25 protein-coding genes are annotated in these 21699 nt (G+C 68.8%); 8 read left to right on the forward strand and 17 right to left on the reverse strand.

The genetic code is table 11. The features are described 5' to 3' along the window. Positions 1 to 238 precede the first annotated feature (238 nt). Together V6M45_RS11000 and arfB are read left to right on the forward strand one after the other, a co-directional pair. A complete protein-coding gene (locus tag V6M45_RS11000; RefSeq protein ID WP_332656369.1) occupies positions 239 to 715 on the forward strand; it encodes a YaiI/YqxD family protein in 477 nt (158 codons plus the stop codon). Further along, positions 712 to 1116, forward strand: a complete 405-nt coding sequence (gene arfB, locus V6M45_RS11005; RefSeq protein ID WP_332656371.1) for an alternative ribosome rescue aminoacyl-tRNA hydrolase ArfB — start codon at positions 712 to 714, stop codon at positions 1114 to 1116. Before V6M45_RS11000 ends, arfB begins: the two co-directional genes overlap by 4 nt. A gap of 1 nt (position 1117) precedes the next feature. On the opposite strand, the gene V6M45_RS11010 is transcribed toward arfB, so the two are convergent. Both V6M45_RS11010 and V6M45_RS11015 read right to left on the reverse strand, forming a co-directional pair. Beyond that, the gene (locus tag V6M45_RS11010; RefSeq protein WP_442880579.1) at positions 1118 to 2407 is read right to left on the reverse strand and encodes an MFS transporter; all 1290 of its coding nucleotides are present in this window, start codon (positions 2405 to 2407) and stop codon (positions 1118 to 1120) included. After that, positions 2404 to 2880 (reverse strand): cupin domain-containing protein, encoded by a 477-nt coding sequence (locus tag V6M45_RS11015; RefSeq protein ID WP_332656373.1) that lies wholly within the window; start codon positions 2878 to 2880, stop codon positions 2404 to 2406. Before V6M45_RS11015 ends, V6M45_RS11010 begins: the two co-directional genes overlap by 4 nt. Positions 2881 to 2928: 48 nt before the next feature. On the opposite strand from V6M45_RS11015, the gene dapE reads away from it, so the two are divergent. Then, positions 2929 to 4089 carry a succinyl-diaminopimelate desuccinylase gene (dapE, locus tag V6M45_RS11020; protein ID WP_332656375.1) on the forward strand — a complete coding sequence of 387 codons (1161 nt, stop codon included), beginning with the start codon at positions 2929 to 2931 and terminating at the stop codon, positions 4087 to 4089. On the opposite strand, the gene V6M45_RS11025 is transcribed toward dapE, so the two are convergent. Both V6M45_RS11025 and V6M45_RS11030 read right to left on the reverse strand, forming a co-directional pair. Beyond that, positions 4086 to 4223 (reverse strand): hypothetical protein, encoded by a 138-nt coding sequence (locus V6M45_RS11025; protein ID WP_332656378.1) that lies wholly within the window; start codon positions 4221 to 4223, stop codon positions 4086 to 4088. The two genes, dapE and V6M45_RS11025, sit on opposite strands and share 4 nt — an antisense overlap. An 84-nt stretch (positions 4224 to 4307) precedes the next feature. After that, positions 4308 to 5618 carry an amidohydrolase gene (locus V6M45_RS11030; protein ID WP_332656380.1) on the reverse strand — a complete coding sequence of 437 codons (1311 nt, stop codon included), beginning with the start codon at positions 5616 to 5618 and terminating at the stop codon, positions 4308 to 4310. A 104-nt stretch (positions 5619 to 5722) separates the two neighbouring features. On the opposite strand from V6M45_RS11030, the gene V6M45_RS11035 reads away from it, so the two are divergent. After that, on the forward strand, positions 5723 to 7024 hold the full coding sequence (locus V6M45_RS11035) for an MFS transporter (RefSeq protein ID WP_332656382.1): 1302 nt from the start codon (positions 5723 to 5725) through the stop codon (positions 7022 to 7024). Between the two features lie 39 nt (positions 7025 to 7063). Continuing rightward, entirely contained in the window at positions 7064 to 7495 is a 432-nt protein-coding gene (locus V6M45_RS11040) for an SRPBCC domain-containing protein (RefSeq protein ID WP_332656384.1), read from the forward strand. A 1-nt stretch (position 7496) separates the two neighbouring features. Here the strand turns inward: V6M45_RS11040 and V6M45_RS11045 are convergent, their stop codons facing one another. The 9 genes from V6M45_RS11045 to V6M45_RS11085 form a co-directional block, all read right to left on the reverse strand. Next, a complete protein-coding gene (locus V6M45_RS11045; protein ID WP_332656386.1) occupies positions 7497 to 8486 on the reverse strand; it encodes a type II secretion system F family protein in 990 nt (329 codons plus the stop codon). 12 nt (positions 8487 to 8498) lie between these two features. Next, positions 8499 to 9476: a type II secretion system F family protein gene (locus V6M45_RS11050; RefSeq protein WP_332656388.1), complete on the reverse strand. Its 978-nt coding sequence runs from the start codon at positions 9474 to 9476 to the stop codon at positions 8499 to 8501. Positions 9477 to 9481: 5 nt separating this feature from the next. Next, a complete protein-coding gene (locus tag V6M45_RS11055) occupies positions 9482 to 10954 on the reverse strand; it encodes a CpaF family protein (RefSeq protein WP_442880580.1) in 1473 nt (490 codons plus the stop codon). Positions 10955 to 11095: 141 nt separating this feature from the next. Beyond that, positions 11096 to 12649 carry an AAA family ATPase gene (locus V6M45_RS11060; protein WP_332656390.1) on the reverse strand — a complete coding sequence of 518 codons (1554 nt, stop codon included), beginning with the start codon at positions 12647 to 12649 and terminating at the stop codon, positions 11096 to 11098. Positions 12650 to 12656: 7 nt separating this feature from the next. After that, entirely contained in the window at positions 12657 to 13319 is a 663-nt protein-coding gene (locus V6M45_RS11065) for a CpaD family pilus assembly protein (RefSeq protein WP_332656391.1), read from the reverse strand. An 8-nt stretch (positions 13320 to 13327) separates the two neighbouring features. Continuing rightward, positions 13328 to 14749, reverse strand: coding sequence for a type II and III secretion system protein family protein (locus tag V6M45_RS11070; RefSeq protein WP_332656393.1), 1422 nt, complete (start codon positions 14747 to 14749; stop codon positions 13328 to 13330). Between the two features lie 8 nt (positions 14750 to 14757). Next, positions 14758 to 15675, reverse strand: a complete 918-nt coding sequence (gene cpaB / locus V6M45_RS11075; protein WP_332656394.1) for a Flp pilus assembly protein CpaB — start codon at positions 15673 to 15675, stop codon at positions 14758 to 14760. Positions 15676 to 15805: 130 nt separating this feature from the next. After that, entirely contained in the window at positions 15806 to 16333 is a 528-nt protein-coding gene (locus V6M45_RS11080; protein WP_332656395.1) for an A24 family peptidase, read from the reverse strand. A 95-nt stretch (positions 16334 to 16428) separates the two neighbouring features. Then, entirely contained in the window at positions 16429 to 16602 is a 174-nt protein-coding gene (locus V6M45_RS11085) for a Flp family type IVb pilin (protein ID WP_332656398.1), read from the reverse strand. Positions 16603 to 16901: 299 nt separating this feature from the next. Here V6M45_RS11085 and V6M45_RS11090 point away from each other — a divergent pair, with 299 nt between their 5' ends. Genes V6M45_RS11090 through V6M45_RS11100 form a run of 3 tightly spaced genes read left to right on the forward strand, consistent with a single transcriptional unit; the run spans position 16902 to position 18412 of the window. Continuing rightward, entirely contained in the window at positions 16902 to 17315 is a 414-nt protein-coding gene (locus V6M45_RS11090; protein WP_332656400.1) for a pilus assembly protein N-terminal domain-containing protein, read from the forward strand. A 6-nt stretch (positions 17316 to 17321) separates the two neighbouring features. Then, positions 17322 to 17873 (forward strand): TadE/TadG family type IV pilus assembly protein, encoded by a 552-nt coding sequence (locus V6M45_RS11095; protein WP_332656402.1) that lies wholly within the window; start codon positions 17322 to 17324, stop codon positions 17871 to 17873. Further along, positions 17870 to 18412: a TadE/TadG family type IV pilus assembly protein gene (locus V6M45_RS11100; RefSeq protein WP_332656404.1), complete on the forward strand. Its 543-nt coding sequence runs from the start codon at positions 17870 to 17872 to the stop codon at positions 18410 to 18412. Before V6M45_RS11095 ends, V6M45_RS11100 begins: the two co-directional genes overlap by 4 nt. On the opposite strand, the gene V6M45_RS11105 is transcribed toward V6M45_RS11100, so the two are convergent. The 4 genes from V6M45_RS11105 to V6M45_RS11120 are packed head-to-tail and all read right to left on the reverse strand — an operon-like array spanning position 18409 to position 21468. Continuing rightward, the gene (locus V6M45_RS11105) at positions 18409 to 19698 is read right to left on the reverse strand and encodes an anthranilate synthase component I family protein (protein ID WP_332656406.1); all 1290 of its coding nucleotides are present in this window, start codon (positions 19696 to 19698) and stop codon (positions 18409 to 18411) included. The two genes, V6M45_RS11100 and V6M45_RS11105, sit on opposite strands and share 4 nt — an antisense overlap. Next, positions 19695 to 20474 carry a tyrosine-protein phosphatase gene (locus tag V6M45_RS11110; protein ID WP_332656409.1) on the reverse strand — a complete coding sequence of 260 codons (780 nt, stop codon included), beginning with the start codon at positions 20472 to 20474 and terminating at the stop codon, positions 19695 to 19697. The genes V6M45_RS11105 and V6M45_RS11110 overlap by 4 nt, the downstream gene beginning before the upstream one ends. 44 nt (positions 20475 to 20518) lie before the next feature. Then, the gene (locus tag V6M45_RS11115) at positions 20519 to 20833 is read right to left on the reverse strand and encodes a winged helix-turn-helix domain-containing protein (RefSeq protein WP_332656410.1); all 315 of its coding nucleotides are present in this window, start codon (positions 20831 to 20833) and stop codon (positions 20519 to 20521) included. Positions 20834 to 20838: 5 nt separating this feature from the next. Then, the gene (locus V6M45_RS11120) at positions 20839 to 21468 is read right to left on the reverse strand and encodes a hypothetical protein (RefSeq protein WP_332656412.1); all 630 of its coding nucleotides are present in this window, start codon (positions 21466 to 21468) and stop codon (positions 20839 to 20841) included. Between the last annotated feature and the right edge of the window lie 231 nt (positions 21469 to 21699).

Genomic DNA, 21699 nt, shown 5'->3' on the forward strand with positions numbered 1-21699 from the left:
CGGACGCAGGGCCGCCAGTCGGAGGGCGTGTGGAAAACGGCCGCGCGGGGCAGCCTGTCTCGTCGAAACGGTAACAACACAACAGCACCGGGCGAGGCCCGGCTGTCCCGCACCCTCCCCAACCGCTTCTCCCGAAGCGGCGCAGAGTCCTGCCTGTTGCTGCTGCCTGTCGCCTGTCGCCTGCCGCCTCATTCCGATCTTTGACAACCGAACCCGAAACAGACAGCTAGTCCCTGTCATGACCGCGCCCCGCATCTTCATCGACGCCGACGCCTGCCCGGTGAAGGACGAGGTCTATCGCGTCGCCGAACGCTACGGCCTCAAGGTGTTCGTGGTCTCGAACGGCTGGATCAACACGCGGCGCGACCCGTGGATCGAGCAGGTGGTGGTCGACGCCGGCCCCGACGTCGCCGACGACTGGATCGCCGAACGCGCCGGCCGCGGCGACATCGTCGTCACCCAGGACATCCCCCTGGCCGACCGCTGCCTGCAGGCGGGCGCCCAGGCGTTGAAATCGAACGGCCAGCCCTTCACCCCCGACTCGATCGGCTCGGCCCTGGCCGGGCGGATGGTCGGGGAGCATCTGCGCTCCATGGGCGTCGCCACCTCGGGCCCGCCGCCGTTCGGCCCGAAGGACCGCTCGGCCTTCCTGCAGGCGCTGGACCGCGCCGTGGTCGTCGCCAGACGGACCCTTGCAGCGGGCTCGGGGCGATGACCGGCATCCCCGAAAGCGAGCTGGAGTTCCGCTTCTTCCGCGCCGGCGGTCCCGGCGGCCAGAACGTCAACAAGGTGGCGACGGCGGTGCAGATGCGCTTCGACGTGCGAAGTTCCCCCTCCCTGACCGATCCGGTCAAGGCGCGGCTGATGAAGCTGGCCGGCAGCCGGCTGACCCTCGACGGCGTCATCGTCATCACCGCCGTCCGCTTCCGCACCCAGGAGCGCAACCGCGCCGACGCCATGGAGCGGCTGCAGGCCATGGTCGACAAGGCCTCGATCGCCCCCGTCTATCGCGTCCCGACCCGGCCGACCCGGGCCTCGAAGGAACGCCGCCTCGAGGGCAAGGCCAAGCGCTCGACCATCAAGAGCGGCCGCGGCAAGCCCGGCCTGTCGGACTGACTCAATCCAGCCGGTCGGCCCGTCGCAGCCCCGGGAACAGCTTCGCCCAGACGCCCGTCGCCGCCAGCGCCCCGAAGCCGCCGAACACCGCCGCCCCGACCGGTCCGAGGAAGCGCACCGCCACCCCGGAATAGGCCTCGCCCAGCTCGTTCGACGCCCCGATGAACAGCATCGACACCGAACTGACCCGGCCGCGCATGTGATCCGGCGTGGCCAGCTGGATCAGGGTCTGGCGGATGTTGACGCTGATCATGTCCGCCGCCCCGCCGACCAGCAGAACCAGCGCCGACAACCACCACGCCTTCGACAGTCCGAAGGTCAGGGTGCAGACCCCGAACACCGCCACCGCCGCGAACATCCAGCGCCCGCCGTGCCGAACGATCGGAAACCGGCTCAGATAGATGGCCATGCCCAGCGCCCCGACCCCGAACGAGGCCCTGAGCAGGCCGAACCCTTCCGGCCCGACGTGCAGGATGTCCCGCGCGAAGATCGGCGTCAGCAGCGCCACCCCGGCCAGCAGCACCACGATCAGATCCAGCGAGATGGCCCCCAGCACGATCTTGGTCTTCCACACATAGGCCAGCCCCTCCCTGACCGACTCCAGCGGCGTAAGCCCGCTCTCGACCGGCCGCGGCTTGCCGCTGGTCCGGATCAGCAGGAAACAGCCGATGCCGAGCAGGAACAGGCCCATCGCAGCCGCATAGGCCAGCGGCACATTGACCCCGACGATCACCCCGCCCAGCGCCGGCCCGGCGATGGCTCCGGTCTGGAAGGCGATCGACTGGGCCGCGATGGCCGGCGGCAGGGCCCTGCGGCCGACCACCATCGGCAGGAAGCTCTGGCTGGCCGGGGCGAGAAAGGCCCGCGCCGCCCCGAACAGGGCCGCCACGGCCAGCAGCCCCCACAACGGCGGCGACCCGTGCAGCGCCATCAGCAGGAAGCCGCCGGCGCAGGCGGCCTCGACCAGGATCGACACGGCCACGGTGACCTTGCGATCGCGCCGGTCCGCCATCGCCCCGGCCGGCAGGGTGAAGGCCAGCAGCGGCAGGAACTGGCACAGGCCGACAAGGCCCAGATACAGGCTCGCCTCCTCGATCGGATGGTCCCGCCGGGCGATCTCATAGACCTGCCACAGCAGGGCCGAGGACTGGATCTGGATGCCCAGCACGGCCGTCACCCGGCCCAGCCACAGCAGCCGGAAGTCCCGGATCCCCCACGGGCTCGACGGCTCCCCGTCTCCCGGCGGTGCGGGCGGCGTCGGCGATCCGGACTCTACGCTCTCAACGGTCACGTGCGCCGGTCAACCTTGGGGTAAGGGATTCCGTCCCGATGGAAGTAACGGTCCGCCCCTTTCGGCAGGACCATGTCGATATCGGGATAATCGCAGGCGTCGGGCTCCGCCGACCGCGTCCCGACCTCCAGCAGCACCGCCTCCGCCCCCGACCGGTTCTCGATCCTGTGGCCGTTCGGGACGCCGGCCTTGAACCCGGCGCAGTCCCCGGCCCGGAGCACCGTCTCGCCCTCGTCCTCGACCAGCACCACCTCGCCCTCGAGCACCCAGACGAACTCGTCCTCGCCCGCATGCCAGTGCCTCTGGCTCGACCAGGCCCCGTCCGGCAGGCGCAGCAGATTGACCCCGAACTGGTTCAGCCCGACCGCATCGCCCAGCCGCCAGCGCCGCCGCGACTTGCACGGCCCGGCGAATTCCTCGGGATAGGTCGTCCCGTGCGCCGTCGGGGCGCTGTCGATATCGATCTTCGGCATGGAGAGAAGCCTTCTCGCAATCGTCCGAACCCCCTAAAGCACAGGTCCATGAGCGCTGCATCACATCCGGTTATCGATCCTGTCGAACTGACCCGCGACCTGATCCGCAGACCGTCCGTCACCCCCGCCGACGAGGGGGCGATGGACATGCTGGAACGCCTCCTCACCGGCCTCGGCTTTCACTGCCGCCGGATGAAATTCGAGAACATCGAAAACCTCTACGCCCGGCGCGGAACCGCCTCGCCCAACCTCTGCTTCGCCGGCCACACCGACGTCGTCCCGACCGGCGCGGCCGAGGCCTGGTCCGCCGGCCCCTTCGAGGCCGAGGTCCGCGACGGCGTCCTCTACGGCCGCGGCGCCGTCGACATGAAGGGCGGCATCGCCGCCTGGATCGCCGCCGTCTCCCGCGTGCTGGCCGAGGGGGAGGTCCCCGGCTCGCTCAGCTTCCTCATCACCGGCGACGAGGAAGGCCCCGCCCTGCACGGCACCAAGCGCGTGGTCGAGACCCTGATGGCCGAGGCCGAGGTCATCGACGCCTGCGTCGTGGGCGAGCCCTCCTCCCAGCACGCCCTCGGCGACACCATCAAGATCGGTCGCCGCGGCTCGCTCAACAGCTGGATCACCGTCCACGGCAAACAGGGTCACGTCGCCTACCCCGACCGCGCCGCCAATCCGGCCCCGGTCATGGCGCGGCTGATGGCCCGGCTGGCCGACCACCGCCTCGACGACGGCTATCAGGGATTCCAGCCGTCGAACCTCGAGATCACCACCATCGACATCGGCAACCCGGCCACCAACGTGATCCCCGCCGAGGCCCGGGCGCGGCTCAACATCCGCTTCAATCCGACCCACACCGGCGACGGCCTGATCGCCTGGCTCAACGCCATGACCGGCGAGGCCCAGGCCGAGAGCGGGCTGCGCATCGAGCTGGAGCATCTGTGCTCGGGCGACGCCTTCCTGACCGAACCGGGTCCCTTCGTCACCGCGGTGCAGGACGCGGTCGAGGCCGCCGCCGGACGCCGTCCCGAGGCCTCGACCACCGGCGGCACATCGGACGCCCGCTTCATCCGCGCCATGTGCCCGGTGCTCGAACTCGGCCTGGTCGGCCAGACCATGCACCAGGTCGACGAGCGCGCGCCCGTCGCCGAGATCGAGGCGCTGACGGAGGTCTACCGCCGCGTCATCACGACCTTCTTCGACCGCGCCTAGAGCAGCAGGTCGAGGCCCAGCATCGCCCCGCCGAACATGGCGGCGAAGGCGATGACGAACCAGAAGATCTCACGAACTGGACCGCCCCGGCGCTCCAGCGTCATCGGCGGCATTTGGACCGGCAGGCTTCTCATGGCGCACTCCCGCAAAACCCGACGAGAATGCGCCCCGATGGTTGCCGGAACGTTGCGGAACGTGGTTGCCGCCAGAGCCCGATCTCAGGGCCGCTCAAGGAACCGCAACGCCGTCAGCACATGGGCCCGCACCCCGACCGGCAGCACCGCCTCATTGACGTCGAACGCCGGCGAATGGTTCGGCGGCGAACTGGCCGGATCGACCCCGTCGGCGCTGGCGCCCAGATGGTAGAACACCCCCGGGACCTCCTGCGACAGATAGCTGAAATCCTCGGCCACCGTCGTCGCCGGCGCGCCCGGATTCACGTTGCCCTCGCCGGCCGCCTCTTCCAGCACCGGAGCCAGCCAGGCCGACAGGGCCTCGTCGTTGAACACCAGCGCCGCATTCTGGCGCACGCCGAACTCGGCGGTGGCGCCGTAGTTCTCGGCCACATTGCCCACCGCGATCTCCGCCCGCCGCACCAGATCGTCGCGCTGGGCGATGTCGAAGGTGCGCAGCGTCCCCGACAGCACCGCCCGATCCGGAATGATGTTGTAGCGGACTCCGGCGTCCATTGTCGCGATAGTGAACACCGTCGGCGTCGTCGTCGGATCGATCGTCCGGGCGGTCAGGCTGTTGATCGTCTGGATCACATCCGCCGATGCCGAGATGACGTCGACCCCCTTCCACGGCCACGCGCCATGCGTCTGCCGGCCGTTGAGGGTGATGTCGATCCGGTCGGACGCGGCCATGAAGCCGCGCGGACGATACCAGACCGTCCCCGGTCGGCCCGGCACCACATGCAGGCCGAAGATTGCGTCCGGACGCGGATCCGCCAGCGCGCCCTCCTCGATCATCAGGGCCGCGCCGCCCTTGGGCTCCCCCGGAGGCGCGCCCTCCTCGGCCGGCTGGAAGATGAAGACGACGGTCCCCGAGATCTGGTCCTTCATCCCGGCCAGCACCTCGGCCGCGCCCATCAGCATGGCCACATGGGCGTCATGGCCGCAGGCGTGGGCCACGGGCACGGTGTTCCCCATGTAGGTCCCGGTGGCGGTCGAGGCGAACGGCAGGCCGGTCGCCTCCTGCACCGGCAGGGCGTCCATGTCCGCCCGCAGCGCCACGGTGCGGCCGGGCCGTCCGCCCCGCAGTATGCCGACCACGCCGGTCTTGCCGACCCCGGTCCGCACCTCCAGCCCGAGGCCGCGCAGATGGTCGGCGACGACGCCCGCCGTCCGGGTTTCGGCGAAGCCCAGTTCCGGATGGGCGTGCAGGTCCCGTCTCCAGGTCACCACCTGCGGCGTCACGGACTCGATGGCGGCGGCGACCGCCTCGGTCGATTGGGCGTTGACGGCGCCGGCCGTGAGGGCGAGGGCCGCGCCCGCGGCGGCGGCTGCGAACAGGCGTCTGACGGTCATGGCGGCGTCCCCCGATGAAGTCCTCACCGTGCGCGGAACCGGGCCCGTTGCGCAAGTCCGTCGCCGCTGGTGACCCGGCCGGCGATCCGCCATAGGGTCGGGCCGTGAACCTGCGCTCGCCCGCCTTCGCCATCCTGTTCTCGGTCAGCCTCATCGCGGCCGCCGGAAACATGGCGCTTCAGTCGGTCCTTCCCGCCATCGGGCGGGAGTTCCGTCTGTCGGACACCCTCGTGGCCGGCGCGTTCGCGATCTCCGCCCTCATGTGGACGGTGGCCTCTCCCTTCTGGGCCCGCCTGTCGGACCGGCTGGGCCGCAAGAAGGTCATCCTGATCGGCCTCGGCGGCTTCGTCGTCTCGATGAGCGGTTTCGGTCTTGCGGCCACCTCCGGTCTCGAGCGATGGCTCGGCGTGGGCGTGGCCTTTGTCCTCATGACCCTGGCGCGGACCATCTATGGCGTGTTCGGGTCGGCCGCGCCGATCGCCTCCCAGGCTTATGTCGCCGACCGCACCTCGCCCGAACAACGCACCCAGGCCATGTCGCTGCTGGCCTCGGCCCAAGGGCTAGGCACAGTGATCGGGCCGGCCCTGGCGCCCTTCTTCGTCCTGCCGCTCATCGGCCTGGCCGGCCCCATGTACGCCTTCGCCCTGTTCGGGGCGGTCGTCCTGTTCGTGACCTGGCGCCGCCTGCCCAGCGGCGAGGTCGTGCGCAAGCCTTCTCCCAGCGGCCGCCAGGACCACGCCGGCAAGGGGCTGTGGAAGGACCCGCGCGTGCGGGACTATCTCCTTTACGGCCTGCTGGTCACCGGCGCCCAGGCGGTGAACATCTCCGTCCTCGGTTTCCACGTCATCGACGAGCTCGCGGCCACGGGCATGGCGGCCCGGGACGCCCAGCCCTTCATCGGCATCGCCATGCTGGCGGGCGCGGCCGCGACCCTGATGGCGCAATGGGGTCTGATTCCGCTTCTCAGGCTTGAGCCCCGGGACCTGATGCGATGGGGCGCGGCCCTCGCCCTGGCCGGCAATCTGATGAGCATCGCCTCTCCCGGTTACTACGGCGTGGTGGTCGGCTATGCGGTGGTGTCCATGGGCGTCGGCTTCGCCCGTCCGGGCTTCACCGCCGGATCATCGCTGTCGGTCGGCGCCCACGAACAGGGCGCCGTCGCCGGCCTGATGATGTCGCTGGCGGGCCTGAGCTTCCTCGGCCCGCCGGTGATAGGGGTCGCTCTCTACGAGCTGAGTGAGCCGGCCCCGTTCGTCGCCAACGCCCTGCTGCTCGCCGCCGCCACGGCCCTCTGCTTCGTCAGCGCCAACCTTCGGCGCGGCCCCCCCGACCTTCCTGACCGGGACGAGACGCCGTCTCCGGAGACGCCTCCCGCCTCCCAGCCCGGGCCAGAAGGCAATCGCTGACGCCTTTTCACCGTCGAAAAGCCGTGTCAGATCGGAACCATGGAAACCGCCCGTATCGAGAGACGCATCGGCGTGCGCGCGCCGACCGACCGCATCTGGGAGCTGGTCGCGGACCTGCCCGCCTGGGATCGCTGGAACCCGGTCGAGACCGCGGTCGAAGGTACCATCGCCTACGGCGGATCCATCGCCCTGACGGAGAATGTTCCCGGGCTTCCGGAACGCAGGGCCACCGTCCGTGTGGGCGAATGGCAGCCGTACGCCCAGCTCGTCTGGGTCGAGAAGCGCGGCCTGTGGTTCAGCTCGATGCGATATTTCGAAATCGAGGAACTGGAGCCGGGCAGCTGTATCGTCGCCAACGGCTTCATCTTCTCGGGGCTGCGCGGGGAGATGCACTTCGACCGCCATCGGCCCGCACTGCGCCGCGCCGTGGACAGCATCGCCGAGGCGTTGAAGGCGACGGCTGAAGCCTGACCTAGCCGCCCTTGGCCATGGTGTCCTGGATGCTGATGATCGCCGGCGTCAGGATGACGATGAACAGCACCGGCAGGAAGAACAGGATCATCGGCACGGTCAGCTTGGCCGGCAGGGCCGCGGCCTTCTTCTCCGCCGCCGAGAGTCGCATCTCCCGATTTTCCTTGGCCATGGTCCGCAGCGCCGAGCCCAACGGCGTGCCATAGGTCTCGGCCTGGGTCATGGCCGTGGCGACCGACTTAACGCCGGGATGATTGGTCCGCTTGGCGAGACCTTCGTAGGCCATCCGGCGGTCGGGCAGATAGCTCAACTCGGCCGACAGCAGGGTCATTTCCTCGGCCAGATCGATGGATGAGCCGCCGATCTCCTGGCTGACCTTCTGGATCGCCGCCTCGATCGACATGCCGGCCTCGACACAGATCAGCAGCAGATCCAGCGCGTCCGGGAAGGCCTGCATGATCGAGGTGCGGCGCTTGGCGATGCGGTTGGCGAGGAAGATGTTCGGCGCATAGAAGCCGACGACGGCCGCCACCATGCATATGGTGACGCGCATCATCACGGTCAGGCCGAAGTCATTCAGGATGAAGACGTAAAAGACCGCCAGCGCCAGCATCACGAACGGCATCGAGAAGCGGAAGAAGTAGAAGGTGGTCAGCGGCTTCGGTCCCCGGTAGCCCGCCTGGGCCATCTTGTCGGCGACCTTCGGATCTTCCAGCAGTTTGGTCAGATTCAGTCGCTCGACGACGCGCTTCTTGAATCCTTCATCGCTGTGCCGAAGGTTTTGCGAGCCGCTGTTCTGGGCCGCGATCGCCTGGCGGGAGCGGCGCTTCAGCTCCTCGCGGCGCTCGGCCACGGCCTTCATCCGCCCTTCCAGCTTCACCTCGCCGCCGATTGAGCCGAGCAGGGTCACGAGGGTCGCGAACACCAACACGCCCACGCCCACGCTGAGCAGGTTCTGCAGATTGGTGAAGAAGCCGATGATGTCTCCCACGCCGGCCCCTCTCTAGAACTTGAACGAGATCATGCGCTTCATGACGAAGACGCCGAAGGACATCATCAGCACCGCAATCAGCAGCATGAACTGGCCACGGGGATCGGTGAAAAGCTTGGCCATGTAGGCCGGGGTGGTGACGCTGACCAGGATCATGACGGCCGGCGGCAACGAGCCGATGATGCCGGCGGAGGCGGTCGCTTCAGACGCCAGGGCCTTGATCTTCTCACCCATCATCTTGCGGGCCCGCAGTACGGTAGACAGGTTGCCCAACGCCTCCGCCAGGTTGCCGCCGGTCTTCTGCTGAATGCCGATGACGATGGCGAAGAATTTCAGCTCGGGCGTCGGCATCCGCTCGTACATCTTCTCGAGCGCCTGCTGCAGCGTCAGGCCGACGCCGAGGCCCTCGACGAGGGTCTGGAACTCCGCGCCCAATGGAGCCGGGCTTTCCCGGGCGATGATCTTGAAGCAGTCGTGCACAGGCAGGCCGGACTTGATGCCCCGGACGATGACATCCACCGCGTCAGCGAAATGGCTGCCGAACTTCTTGCGCCGTCTCTTGCCGAGGAATCCGACCACCCAGCGCGGCAGCCCCAGGCCGAACACCACGGCCGCGCCGACCGCGATCAGTAGATTCAGGCCGAACACCAGGGGAAGCAGGAAGGCGATCACGCCCAGCACGGCGCTGATGATCCAGAAGGTCCGGACGCTGGTGCTCAGACCAGCCTGCTTGAGTTTCGCGGCGAGGCTGACCCGGGCCTTGCGCTGTGCGCGCTCCGACTCCTGGAGCTGCTGCATGATCTGTTTGCGGCGCGCTTCGGGCGTGTTGGCGGCGGCGGCCTTGCGTGCCGCGGCCACATTCTGCTTCGGCGCGCCGAAATTCTGCGCGCGCTTGACCGCGGCCTCGGACGAATCGCCGCCGCCGACGAAAGCCCAGCCGAGACCGCCGATGGTGATGAAGGCCAGGACCGCTGCGAGGATGGGAAGCACGCCGCCTACTCCGCCGCGTCGAGGGCTTCGGCCAGCTCGCGCTCAAGGCCGTAGTAGCGGGCGCGGTCCCAGAAGCGCGGACGGGCGATGCCTGTGGAGCGGTGACGGCCGATGATCTTGCCGTTCTCGTCCTCGCCGGTGATCTCGTAGACGAACAGGTCCTGGGTGACGATGACGTCGCCTTCCAGCCCGACTACCTCGGTGATGTGGGTGATGCGGCGGGAGCCGTCGCGCAGGCGGGCCGCCTGAATGATGACGTCGACCGAGCCGACGATCATCTCGCGGATGGTCTTGGACGGCAGGCCGTAGCCGCCCATGGTGATCATCGACTCCATCCGGCTGATGGCTTCGCGCGGGCTGTTGGCGTGCAGCGTGCCCATGGAGCCGTCGTGGCCGGTGTTCATGGCCTGCAGCAGGTCGAACGCCTCGGGACCGCGCACCTCGCCGACGATGATCCGCTCGGGACGCATGCGCAGGCAGTTCTTGACCAGATCCCGCATGGTGATCTGGCCTTGGCCCTCAAGGTTCGGCGGCCGGGTTTCGAGCCGGACGACGTGCGGTTGCTGCAATTGCAGTTCGGCCGCGTCCTCGCAGGTGATGACGCGCTCTGTCGGGTCGATGAAGGCCGTCAGCGTGTTCAGCAGCGTCGTCTTTCCGGAGCCGGTGCCGCCCGAGATGACCAGGTTGCAGCGCGACGCGCCGATGACGCCCAGCACCCGCGCGCCCTCGGGACTGATGGAGTTGAACTCCACCAGATTCTTCATCGTCAGCTTGTCTTTCTTGAATTTCCGGATCGTCAGGGTCGCGCCGTCGATGGCCAGAGGCGGAGCTATGACGTTGACGCGGCTGCCGTCGGGCAGGCGGGCGTCGCAGATCGGGGAGCTCTCGTCGACCCGGCGGCCGACCTGCGACACGATCCGCTGGCAGATGTTCATCAGCTGGGTGTTGTCGCGGAACCGGACATTGGTCAGCTGAACCTTGCCGCCGACTTCGATGAACACCCGACCGGCGCCGTTGACCATGATGTCGGCGATGTCGTCGCGGGCGAGCAGCGGCTCCAGCGGCCCGTAGCCAAGGACGTCGTTGACGATGTCCTGAACCAGATGCTCCTGCTCGGCCACCGACATGGAGACGTTCTTGATCGCCACCAGTTCGGCGACGATGTCCCGGATCTCCTCCGCCGCCGCCTTGGGATCGAGCCCGGCCAGCTGGGCCAGGTCGATGGTGTTCATCAGGGCGTTGAAGATCGTCGTCTTGGTGGCGTGATAGTAATCCGACTGTTCGCGGACGATCTCGGCGACAGCCTGGGCCTTCTTCAGCTGTTCGAATCCGGGCGTGGCCTTGGGCCCGGGAGCGTTCTTCGGCGAGGCCGGAGCGGCCGCCGGTTTGGGGCGCATGGCCAGGGCGTCGAGGCGGTCGGCGGCCTCGGATGCTGGTTTGGCCAGGTAGGATTCGGAACGGCTTTCCTCCCGCTCCATTTCGGCGACGCCGTCCCCGAAGGCGAAGGCTTGGGTCTGGACGCCCGGTTCAGGCTGGAGCACGGCCGGCGTCGGCGCCGGCGCGGGACGCTGGATCGGCGCTGGGGCCCCCGGCTGACCTGTGCGTTTGCCGAACACGCGTCAGGACTTCTTCTTGAACAGGCCGGAGAACATTGACCGGCCGTCGCCCTTGGCGCCCTTGCCCTTCGGCCCGGCCAGCATCGGTAGTTCGCGGCGCGAGACGATCTGGGCCAGCATCTGGAAGGCGTCGGCCGCCTTGGACTTGGCTCCGGAGTCCAGGATCATCTGGCCATTGTTGGCGGCGGCGCCGAAGACCTTGGGATCGAATGGGATGATGAGGCTGGGGTGGACGCCGAGAGCGGCCCCGAAATCCTTGGCGGGAATTTCCGGACGTCCGGGGACCCCGACCTGATTGAGCACCAGCCGCGGCGGCGCATCATTGGGTCGGCCCTGACGGATCAGGTCGATCATGTTCTTGGCGTTCCGCAGGCTGGCGAGGTCGGGTGTCGCCACCACAACCACCTCGTCGGCGGCGATCAGCGTGCGGCGCATCCAGCCGGACCAAAGATGCGGCAGATCCAGGACAACGAACGGCGCGGTCGAGCGAATCTGGGTCGTGACCTCCTCGAAGGCCTCGGGCGAGATGTCCCAGTCGACGTCCAGCGTCGCGGGCGCGGCGAACAGGCTCAGCTTGTCGGTGCAGCGAACCATCATCCGGTCCAGCAGCACGGGATCCAGCCGATCGGGCTGGCTCAGGGCGTCGGCCACGCCGTTCAGCGGGTCCTGGTTGAAGTCGAGGCCGGCGGTGCCGAACGGCAGGTCGTAGTCGACGATGACCGTATTGGCGCCGATCCGTTCGCTCATGGCGTAGGCGGTGTTGTGGGCGACCGAGCTGGCCCCGGCGCCGCCGCGGGCGCCGACGAAGGCGATCGATCGGCCGACGAAAGGCTGGGCCGGGTCGGAGAACAGACCTCCGATGGCCGCGATCAGCTGCAGCGGCTGCAGCGGTGCGACCAGGTATTCGCTGACGCCCCGGCGCATCAGTTCCCGGAACAGGAGGATGTCGTTGGTGGCGCCGATGACCACCACCTTGGTGCCGGAGTCGCAGACCTCGGCCAGTTGGTCGACTTCCCACAGCAGGGTCTGGGGGTCCTTCAGGCATTCGACGATGATCAGGGGCGGCGTCGGCTCATGCTGATAGGCCTCGACCGCCGCGGCGACGCCGCCGACCCGGATCTGGGTCGTGGCGCGCGACAGCCGACGGTCCTGGCCCGCGCGCTCGGCGGCGGCCAGGGTATCCTGACGTTCAGCGAAGACATGGATGGCGATGCGCGGCACCGACACTTCCGGGCCGCCTCCGCCCAGCGTCGGCGGCGAAAAGGCCGCCGAGGCCCCGGCGACGAGGTCGCCCACCGGATTGAAGCCCGCCACCGCAGGTATATGGCTCTCGGCCGGTCCGGCGGGATAGGGTGGGGTCGCGGCGGGCACGGCCGGGGGCGTGAACTGCAGCGGCGGGCGCTCGCCCTCCTCCTGGCCCCCGACGGTCTCCTCCGACGGGTAGGAGCCGGCGACGTCGCCGGCGGGCCGGGAGCCTGGTCCGGCCGCGACATAGCCCATGTCGAGATCGAACTCGTCCTCGAAATCGTCAACCGGTCGGGGGAAGGCGTTGGTCATGATCGGCCTATTCCACAGCCCGGGCTATACGGCCCTCGACCAGCGGTTCCTGGGGCGCCGAGGTAAGCTCGCCCCTGCGGTAGTTGTCGAACACCACGGCCGCCCGACCCGAATCCGCCGGACTTGTCGGCCGGTGGCCGACGATATCGCGAGGATCCGCGATCTGCGCGGCGAGGTTGGCGTTGATGGCGCAACCGAGCCCCATGGAGCTGTTGTTCGAGAACCGGCCCTCCATCGCGCGCGGTTCGGCGGCGCAATTGGGAATCACGGCGCGGACGGTTTCGAAGCCCGCCAGGACAGGCGCCCTCGGGTCGGGCGCTGCGTAGGAAGCGACAACGATGCGGTCGCCCGGGAGACCGGCGGCCTGGAGCGCGGAACGCACCGCCCAGGTCTGGCGCGAAGCCACCGGGTCATCGCCTGCGGGACCCTCGATCCGGATGGCGCCGACTCCGGTGGCCATGTACCGGCCCGCCAGATCACTGAGCGCGGCCTGCTGGTTCGACGACAGGCCGTCCTCGTGCACGGCGAGGGCGATCCGGTCTAGCCCGGGTTCGACGCGCAGGGAATAGCGCGACAGCGGCGTCAGCGGCTCACTGTCGGGCGCGGCGGTCGACGCGCAGGCGCCGAGAACCGCGGTGGCGGCGACGGTCAGGAGGAGGGCGCGCATCATCTGGGGCCTCATTCGATCACATAGCCCACAGGGCCGCTCCAGCCCGCGTCGGCGGCGTCCGCAGGAACATTCTGGCGGCCGTAGTGCTGGTTCAGCTGCCCGAACAGGATGGTCTGGGCGTCGTTGGCGATCCGCAGCCCGTCGGCGGGCGTTTGCATTCGGCCCGGCGAGGTCGGCGAGACGATGTAGGCCTCGACGATTATGACCAGTTCCGTTTCTCCGGACAGGTAGTCACGCGACCGGAACAGGGCCCCAAGCACCGGCAGATCGCCGATACCCGGAAGTTGGTCGATGTTCTGGCGCGTGTCCTCTCGCAGCAGGCCGGCGATCATCAGCGATCCGCCCGAAGGCAGTTCGACGGTGTTGGACGCGCGGCGCACGCTCAGCCCCGGAATGACGAGGGCAGTCCCGCCGCTCGTGCCGCCGCCAAGGGTGAAGGCGCCCAGCGACGTCAGTTCGGACACCTCGGTCGACAGCTGCAGTGAAATCCGCCCGGGCGAGAGTACGATCGGACGCACGGCCAGACGCACGCCAAAGGGTTTGAACTCGATGGTCACCTTGGTGCTGGAGCCGTCAGTTTCCTGGCCGACGGGCACCGGAAACTCGCCCCCGGCGAGGAACTCGGCGTTCTCGCCATTAGCGGTCGTGATGTTCGGCTCGGCGAGGATGCGAACCAGGCCGGCGCGCTCGAATGCGCGCAGCGAGGTGTTCAGGCTGCTGCCGTCGCCGGCCGAGTCCTGATAGTTGAGGATGCCTCCGCCCAGCTGGTTGCCCGAGACCGCGAACGTCGCAGCCTGGGTCAGGGTGAGGCCCTCGCCGATGCTGGCGAGCACGGCGGTGGCGTCCAGGCCCAGCTGTTTCACCGCGGTGCGCTGGACCTCGACGATCCGCGCGCGGACAGTGATCTGGTCGGAGCCTTCGATGGTCATCATGTTGATGACCTTGTCGGGCGTCGAGACGAACGCGCGGGCGACCTGACTGGCGCGGTCGGCCTCGCCCGGGCTGAAGACAGTTCCGGTCAGGATGACGCTGTCATTCACCGCCTCGGCCCGGACATTGGCGCCCGGCATGATGCGGCTCAGCGTGTCCTGAAGGGCGGAAACACCGGCGTCGACCCGAACGCGCAGCGACAGGATGGTGCGTCCCGCGTTGTCCAGAACGACGGCGTCGGTCTCGCCCGGGGCCAGACCGATGATGGTGATGCGGCGTGGCGAATGCAGCATGGCCTCGGCCACAAGGGGATTCGGCACGATCACGTCGCGGGCGTCTGCGGGCAGGTCGATGGCCATCGACGAACCCCGCGGCAGGCTGATCAACTGCGACTGGGATCCCATCGAAACAGCAGCGCGGGTCTGGGCCTGCACGGCCGAGGTCGGCGGCAGGGCGACGACCAGAAGGCCAGCGAGGGCGACGGCGGCGAGACGCGTCAACGGGCGCTTCATTGGACCACCACCACTTCAGGCGCGCCGCCGCGGTAGACGCGGACGGCGGAGGATTGGCGCGGCCCGGCGGACACCCGGCCGGACGGGCCGCCGGTGTCGGCGTAGGAACGCAGGATCAGGCTCAGCTCGCCTTCCGACTTGGCCAGGGCGAGCGCCTCGGCGTCGCGCGGTCCGACCTCGAGGGTGGCGGTGGCTCCAATGACCGTCTGCTCGTCGTCCCCGGCCCGGGTCGACTGGTCGATAGCCAGTACCTTGATGTTCTGCATCACGGTGGATGAAGTGAATTTCGAACGGTCGCCTTCGGTGGCGCCGAGGTTGCCGAGGGTCGTCTCACGGGTGAGCACGACATCCACCCGATCGCCCGGCAGGATGAATCCGCCGGCCGCCGTCTCGACGGTGACGCGAATGGCCATGGCTCGCATGCCCGGCTCAAGGTAGGCGGCCATATAGCCGCTGTCCCCGGCGCGCACGATCTTGCGCATCACGATGGGCTCGCCGGCCAGAATGGGTTCACGCACCACGGAGCCGACATAATCTGCCTTGGCTCCGCCGGTCGCGATGTTGGTGGCGGCCCGGGTTACGGCCGCGACCGCGCCTGCAGGCTTGGCCGCAGCTTTTTCCTGGGCGGCGGCGGCCGCGGCCGGAACCGGGGTCGAACCGTCGGTGATGAAGGCGGGATTGACCTGATCGACCGGCCAATCCTTCCAGTCGAGGTCGGACTCATCGAGGCGTCGGCCCGGCTGCAGGTCCTTGGCGGCGACCAGCACCTTGGCCATCGGCCGCGCATCCACGGGCGCGGCGGTGGCGACGGCGGTCGGTTCCCTGGAAGGCGATCCCATGGCGCGCACGACGAGGGCCAGGCCGATGGCGGCCACGGCGGCGACGCAGATAACGATGATACGGGCAGGCTTCATCGACTGTCTCCGGCAGGGCCGGCCGGACCCCTGGATTGGTCCTTCGGCCCCCTACCGTTAACGAACATGGCGGGTGCGGGTTAACGTGGACCTAAGTGCGCCCCGGCCCGTCCTGTCGGGCCAGGACAGACTACCCAGCCAGAAAGGCCAGCATCAGCGGCGAGGCCGGCCAGGCGACCAGAGCGCCGCCAGCGATGGCCACGCCGTAGGGAATGTGCCCCTTCGGCTCCATCAGCTGGACCAGCCAGCCCGGGCCGGCCCCTATATAGGGCTGCAGCCAAGCCCGACTGACGAGCAGGGCCAGGGAGAAGAGGCCGCCGATTACGGCCGTCGCGAGCACGAACACGCCGGAACCGGACAGGCCGAGCCAGAGACACGCGGCGGCCATCAGCTTTACGTCACCACCCCCGAGGAAGTTCAGCGCGAACAGTCCCATTCCGACCAGCAGGGCTGCGACGGCGATCCCGAGGTGAACCCCGATGGTCGCAGGCTGCAGGCCGAGAGCCAGGGCGGCGGGAAAAAAGCCCAGGATCAGCAGACCGGAGATCCAGTTGGGGATCTTCATCGACGTGAGATCCTTGAGCCCGGCGACAATGACCAGGGCGGGCAGAATGGCGAGCAGGACCAATTGCAGGACTTCCATGCCCACAGCCTGCATGACTGATCTTTAAGGCGGCGTTTCCGAAGCGCGCACAAGCAAAGGGCCGGAGCGTTTCCGCTCCGGCCCTCGCCTTGGTTCAAGACGTCCGGTTATTAGCCGTTGGTGCCGATCGCGGTGGCCACCTGGTTGAACCTGGACGAGATGTTGGTGCCCAGAGTGGTGACGGCGGCGATGATCACGACGGCGATGAGGGCGGCGATCAGGCCATATTCGATGGCCGTGGCACCCGACTCATCGGACATGAATTTCGAAATGAACTTCTTCATGGTCATGGTTCCTTTGCAGACGAGGAAGCGAGCTACTGAACGCGGGGGGAGCCGGCAGCCCGCTTGACCCCCAAAACGCACCGTCGTTATCGCCCATATCGGTTAAGGCCCGGTCGCCGGGCGTGGTTACCAGAAGATTTACTGTAAAAGCCCGCCGATCAACCGCGACCCCCGCCGGTTCTACGGACCTTGGAGAGCTCTCAACCAAGGTCTCCAGGCGGGTTTTCAAACTTTGTTGAGGTTTCGAGAGCAGGTTCCCGTCACGCTCCGCGCGCGCTCGCTCTATGGACACCGTCCCCATGACCCGTACTTACCGCCTGCTCCTCGCTCTCGGCGCAACCGCCCTGCTGGCGGGCCCGGGGCTCGCTGTCGCGCAATCCGGGCGCATCAGCGTCGAGATCGATCAGGCCCAGCGGGTTCAGCTGCGCGGCCCGGCCGGCTCGGTCATTGTCGGCAATCCGGAGATCGCCGACGTCACAGTCGTCGACGCCAACACGCTCTACATCACCGGCAAGGGCTATGGCGTGACCGAGGTAGTCGCCGTCGATCCGATCGGACGCACCGTGTTCCAGAGCCAGGTCGTCGTCACGGCCGGCGATGGCGCAGGACGGGTCCGGGTCTGGCGGGGCGCGCAGGCGACCGAAATGGCCTGCGCCGCGTCGTGTTCGCCGTCGGTGCGGGGAACCAGCGGCCCCGCCGCCGCCGTCGAGTAAGGTCTGGTGACCACCCGCCGTCGCCGCTGGACGTTTGGAGGTCGCCCTCTGCGGAGGGGCCTGCTGCGCAACCGCGACGGTTCGGCCGCCGTCGAGTTCGGCCTGGTGATCTTTCCTTTCTGCGTCATGATCTTCGCCATCATCGAGGTGGCGCTCATCTTCACGCTCGACTCCGTTCTCGAGAATGCGGCCATCTCGACCGGCCGCTTGGTGCGTACGGGCCAGGCCAGCGCCCAAGGCATGACAGCGGCCCAGTTCAAGGCCCAGCTGTGTAGCCGGATGAGCATCTTTTCGGCCGACTGCGCGGATCGGGCCACCATCGACGTGCGGGTCATTCCGCAGTTCGATACGACCCCGCCCGATCCCTTGGCCGGGGAGGGTTTCGATCCAAGCGGCCTGACCTACGCCAACGGAAACCCCGGGGATCTGGTTCTGGTGCGGGTCTGGTACCAGCATCCGCTGCTGACCACCTTCCTGTCGCAGGGGCTGTCGCAAGTGGGTGATCGCACGGCGATGCTGACCGCCACCACGGCCTTTCGCAACGAGCCGGCAGGATGAAGCGCAGTCTGATCAGGCGGCTGACCGGCGACGAGCGCGGAGTATCGGCGATCGAATTCGCCATGCTCGCGCCCATCCTTATCGCCTTCTACATGGGCATGACCGAATTCTGCCAGGGCTTCATGGCGCAGAAGCGGATGGGCCATGTCGCGGCCATGGTCGCTGACCTGGTGTCGCAGGAAGAGACGGTGACGCCCGCGACGATCGACGATGTGTTCGGCATCGGGGGCCTGGTCATGAAGCCCTTCTCGACCACGACGCTGCACCAGCGGGTGTCGAGCGTCACCAATGTCGGCGGCGTGCCGACGGTGGACTGGAGCCGGGCGCAGGGCATGGCGGCGCGCGGGGTCGGCTCGACCATGACCCTGCCGGCGGACCTGGTGGCGCCCGGGGAGAGCGTGGTCGTGGCGGAGGTCACCTATGACTACGACTCGGCGGCGGACTATCTGATGCCGGGGCTGACCCGGTTCTCGCATAGCTATTATCTTCGGCCGCGGACGGTCGACAAGACGGTCTGCCCGACCTGCCCGCCGACCTAGGGACCGGTCAGGGCCTCGCGCAGGGCGAGGATCTTGGCCTCCGTCTCGGCCAGTTCGGAGGCGGGATCGCTGTCAGCGACGATGCCCGCCCCGGCCAGGGCCCTGAAGCCCCAGCGCCCGTCCCTCAGCTCGAATGAGGCCGTCCGGATCAGCACCGAGGCGGTCAGGCCGCCGTCGCCGTCGATGTGGAACAGGCTGCCGCACCAGGGACCCCGCGGCGGCTCGTGGGCGGCGATGACCTTCATGGCCTGATGTTTGGGCGCCCCGGTGATCGAGCCGGGCGGGAAGGTCGCGGCCAGCAGGTCGGCGACGCCGGTTTCGGACCGGGCCACCCCCGTCACTGTCGAGACGAGGTGATGAACGGTCGGGTGGCTCTCGACCTCGAACAGCCGGTCGACTGTGACCGTGCCGGGCCGGGCCACGCGCGACAGGTCGTTGCGCATCAGATCGACGATCATCAGGTTCTCGGCCCGGTCCTTGGCGCTGGCCTGCAGTTCGGCGGCGAGGGCGGCGTCACGGACCGGATCGGCGTGGCGCGGACGCGTGCCCTTGATCGGCCGGGTCTCGATGCGGCCGCCGACGGGGTCGAAGGTCAGGAACAGTTCGGGCGAGTTTGAGACCACGGCCCGATCGCCCAGCCGCCAGAAGGCGCCGTAGGCCGCGGACCGGTTCGCGAGGCGCAGCATGACGTCGAACGGATCGGCGTCCGGGTTAAGCTCGCCGGACCAGGCGCGGGCGATATTGGCCTGGAACAGTTCGCCGGAGGCGATGCGGGCGACCACGTCGGAGACGGCGGCGCGGTAGGCCCCGGGCGAGGTCTCGGCCTGCATCACGCGGGCGGGCGGCGGCGGGGGCGAAGGGTCGATGGCCTGCGAAAGCCAGGCCTCGGCCTGATCCGCCGCCCGCGCCGACGCGGCCGCATCGCGGCCCCGGCCCGTAATCGTGACGGTCCGCTGGCGATGGTCGAAGGCGAGGATGGCCGGGTAGCGGGCCAGCATCAGGTCGGGCCAGACCGCCGGGAGCGGGCCGGTGGCGGGGCGGGCTCCGGCGTCATAGGCGTAGAGGCCGACCACGCCGCGGGACAGGGCCGGATCGCGGAGGAGGTCGAGATCCTCTGTCTCGCCGGCCCAGTCGGGGTCGGCGGCGACGAAGGACCAGCGGCCCAGCGGCCCGCCGTCGGAGAGCAGGGCGAGGGCGCCGTCGCGATCGCGCAAGCCGGCCGCGACCGCAAGCGGGTCGCGCCACGGGCGGACGCGGGTCTGGACCGCCTGCAGGGGCTGGATCACGCCGCCAGCCGCCCGAGGATGCGGTCGCGCAGCGCCGCGTCGACACCCAGGGTCTGATCCAGATAGCGATCGACCGAGCCGGCCCGGGCGGCGATCTCGGCGAGAGCGGTTTCGAGGTAGACCGGCTCGACGCCAAGGAAGGCGACCACGGCGTCGTGGGCGGCAGGGCGGCCGGTCATGGTCTCGAGCTGGCGGGCGATGGCCGGGGCGCGGCCGGCGAGGTCGACCGCGGCGTTGGTCAGCAGATAGTCCTCGATCATGTCGTCGCGGCCGACGCCCAGCAGATGATGGGTCAGGGCGGCGAGCAGGCCCGTGCGGTCCTTGCCGGCGGCGCAGTGGATCAGGACGGGGCCCTCGGCCTCGCCGAGCGCGCGGAAATAGCGAGCGAACAGGTCGAGGTGGGCAGGCTCGAAGGGGAGTTCGCGGTAGGTGTCGGTCATGAACCGCCGGCCGGCGTCGACGGTCAGGTCGGCGGTCTTGAGAAAGGTGATGTGCGGGGCTTCGCGACCGTCGTCGTGGTCGCTTTCAATGACCTGGGCGGCAAAGCCGGGCGGGCGGCGCGAGGGCTGCTGGCGACGTTCGCCGGGGCGGCGCAGGTCGACGACGGCGGCGAGGCCCAGTTCGGCGAGCCGGGCCAGGTCGGCGTCGGAGGCGCGGGCGTGGTGGGCTGAACGGAACAGCCGGCCGCCGACGATGCGGCGGCCGGCGGCCGAGGCGTAGTCGCCATAGTCGCGGAAATTGTCGAGGGCGTCGAAGCGCTGGATGCGGCCGGTCATGCCGCCTCTCTAGCCCACGTCCGCGACGCTTCCCACCATCCGGCTCACGCCGTCCCGCCGCCCTGGCCGACGAGGCCCTGCATGGCGTCGAGATAGGCGACGAAGGCGCGGCGGCCCTCTGGCGTCATCGAGGCCTCGGTCAGGGGTTTGCGGCCCTCGAACCGTTTGACCACGGCGACGAAGCCGGCGTCCTCGAGCTTTCGCAGATGCACCGACAGATTGCCGTCCGTGGTCTGGAGTTTGGCCTTGAGGGTGTTGAAGTCGGCGCTCTCGGCGCCCGAAAGGACGGCCATGATGCCGAGCCGGACGCGGCCGTGGATGACCTCGTCGAGACGGTTGATGTCGAAATCGTCCGCCATCGGATTCAGCCCTGCTTCGCCGCGCGCATCAGCAGGAAGCCGGGCAGGGCCATGAGCAGGAAAAGGGCTGCGCCATAGGCCAGGTACTGTTCGGCCGACCCGGTCAGCAGGGCCAGCAGCGGGGCGGCGGCGAAGGAGGCGATCGCCAGCATCCACAGCGTTCTGGAGCGCTGCATGGCGGCGCTGACGGCCCAGCCGCTGCCGTAGAAGACCATGATCACCGAGGGCATCAGGGCGAAGGCGACGAGGACCGAGTCTCCGCCCAGCTTCCACGACAGCGCGGCCATGGAGGCGAACAGGGCGAAGATGCCCCAGCCGACCGAGGCCCAGGCCGTGCCCGAGGCGCGATTGGCCGAGGTCTCGACCCCGCCGGCCCGCTTGAGGGCCCGGATCGCCACGATCAGCAGGACGAAGAAGAGCAGGGTGGCGCCGATCCAGCTGTAGTTGACGGCGGACATGTCGAGCCCGGCCAGGCCGCTGGCCACCGCCCAGTGAAACACCGCCGCGGCGCCATAGATCAGGCCGGCGCCGAACAGGATGGAGGCGCCCTGCATCGGCGCGCGGTGGCCCTCCTCGGCCAGACGGCGCATCCAGGCGATGTCGGCGGCGGGGTCTTCGATCTTCTCGGTCATCATCGGCGTGGTCCCTGTCATCGGCGGCCGGCGAAGGGCCGCGGTTCAATGTGGCCCGAACATGCACCAAGCACTTTGCATTGTAAAGCACATTGTGTGTAGCGGCCGAATGTTGGGGAGGGTGCGGGACAGCCGGGCCTCGCCCGGTGCTGTTGTGTTGTTACCGTTTCGACGAGACAGGCTGCCCCGCGCGGCCGTTTTCCACACGCCCTCCGACTGGCGGCCCTGCGTCCG

The organism is Brevundimonas sp., assembly GCF_036676055.1.
In the GTDB taxonomy this organism is placed as follows: Bacteria; Pseudomonadota; Alphaproteobacteria; order Caulobacterales; family Caulobacteraceae; genus Brevundimonas.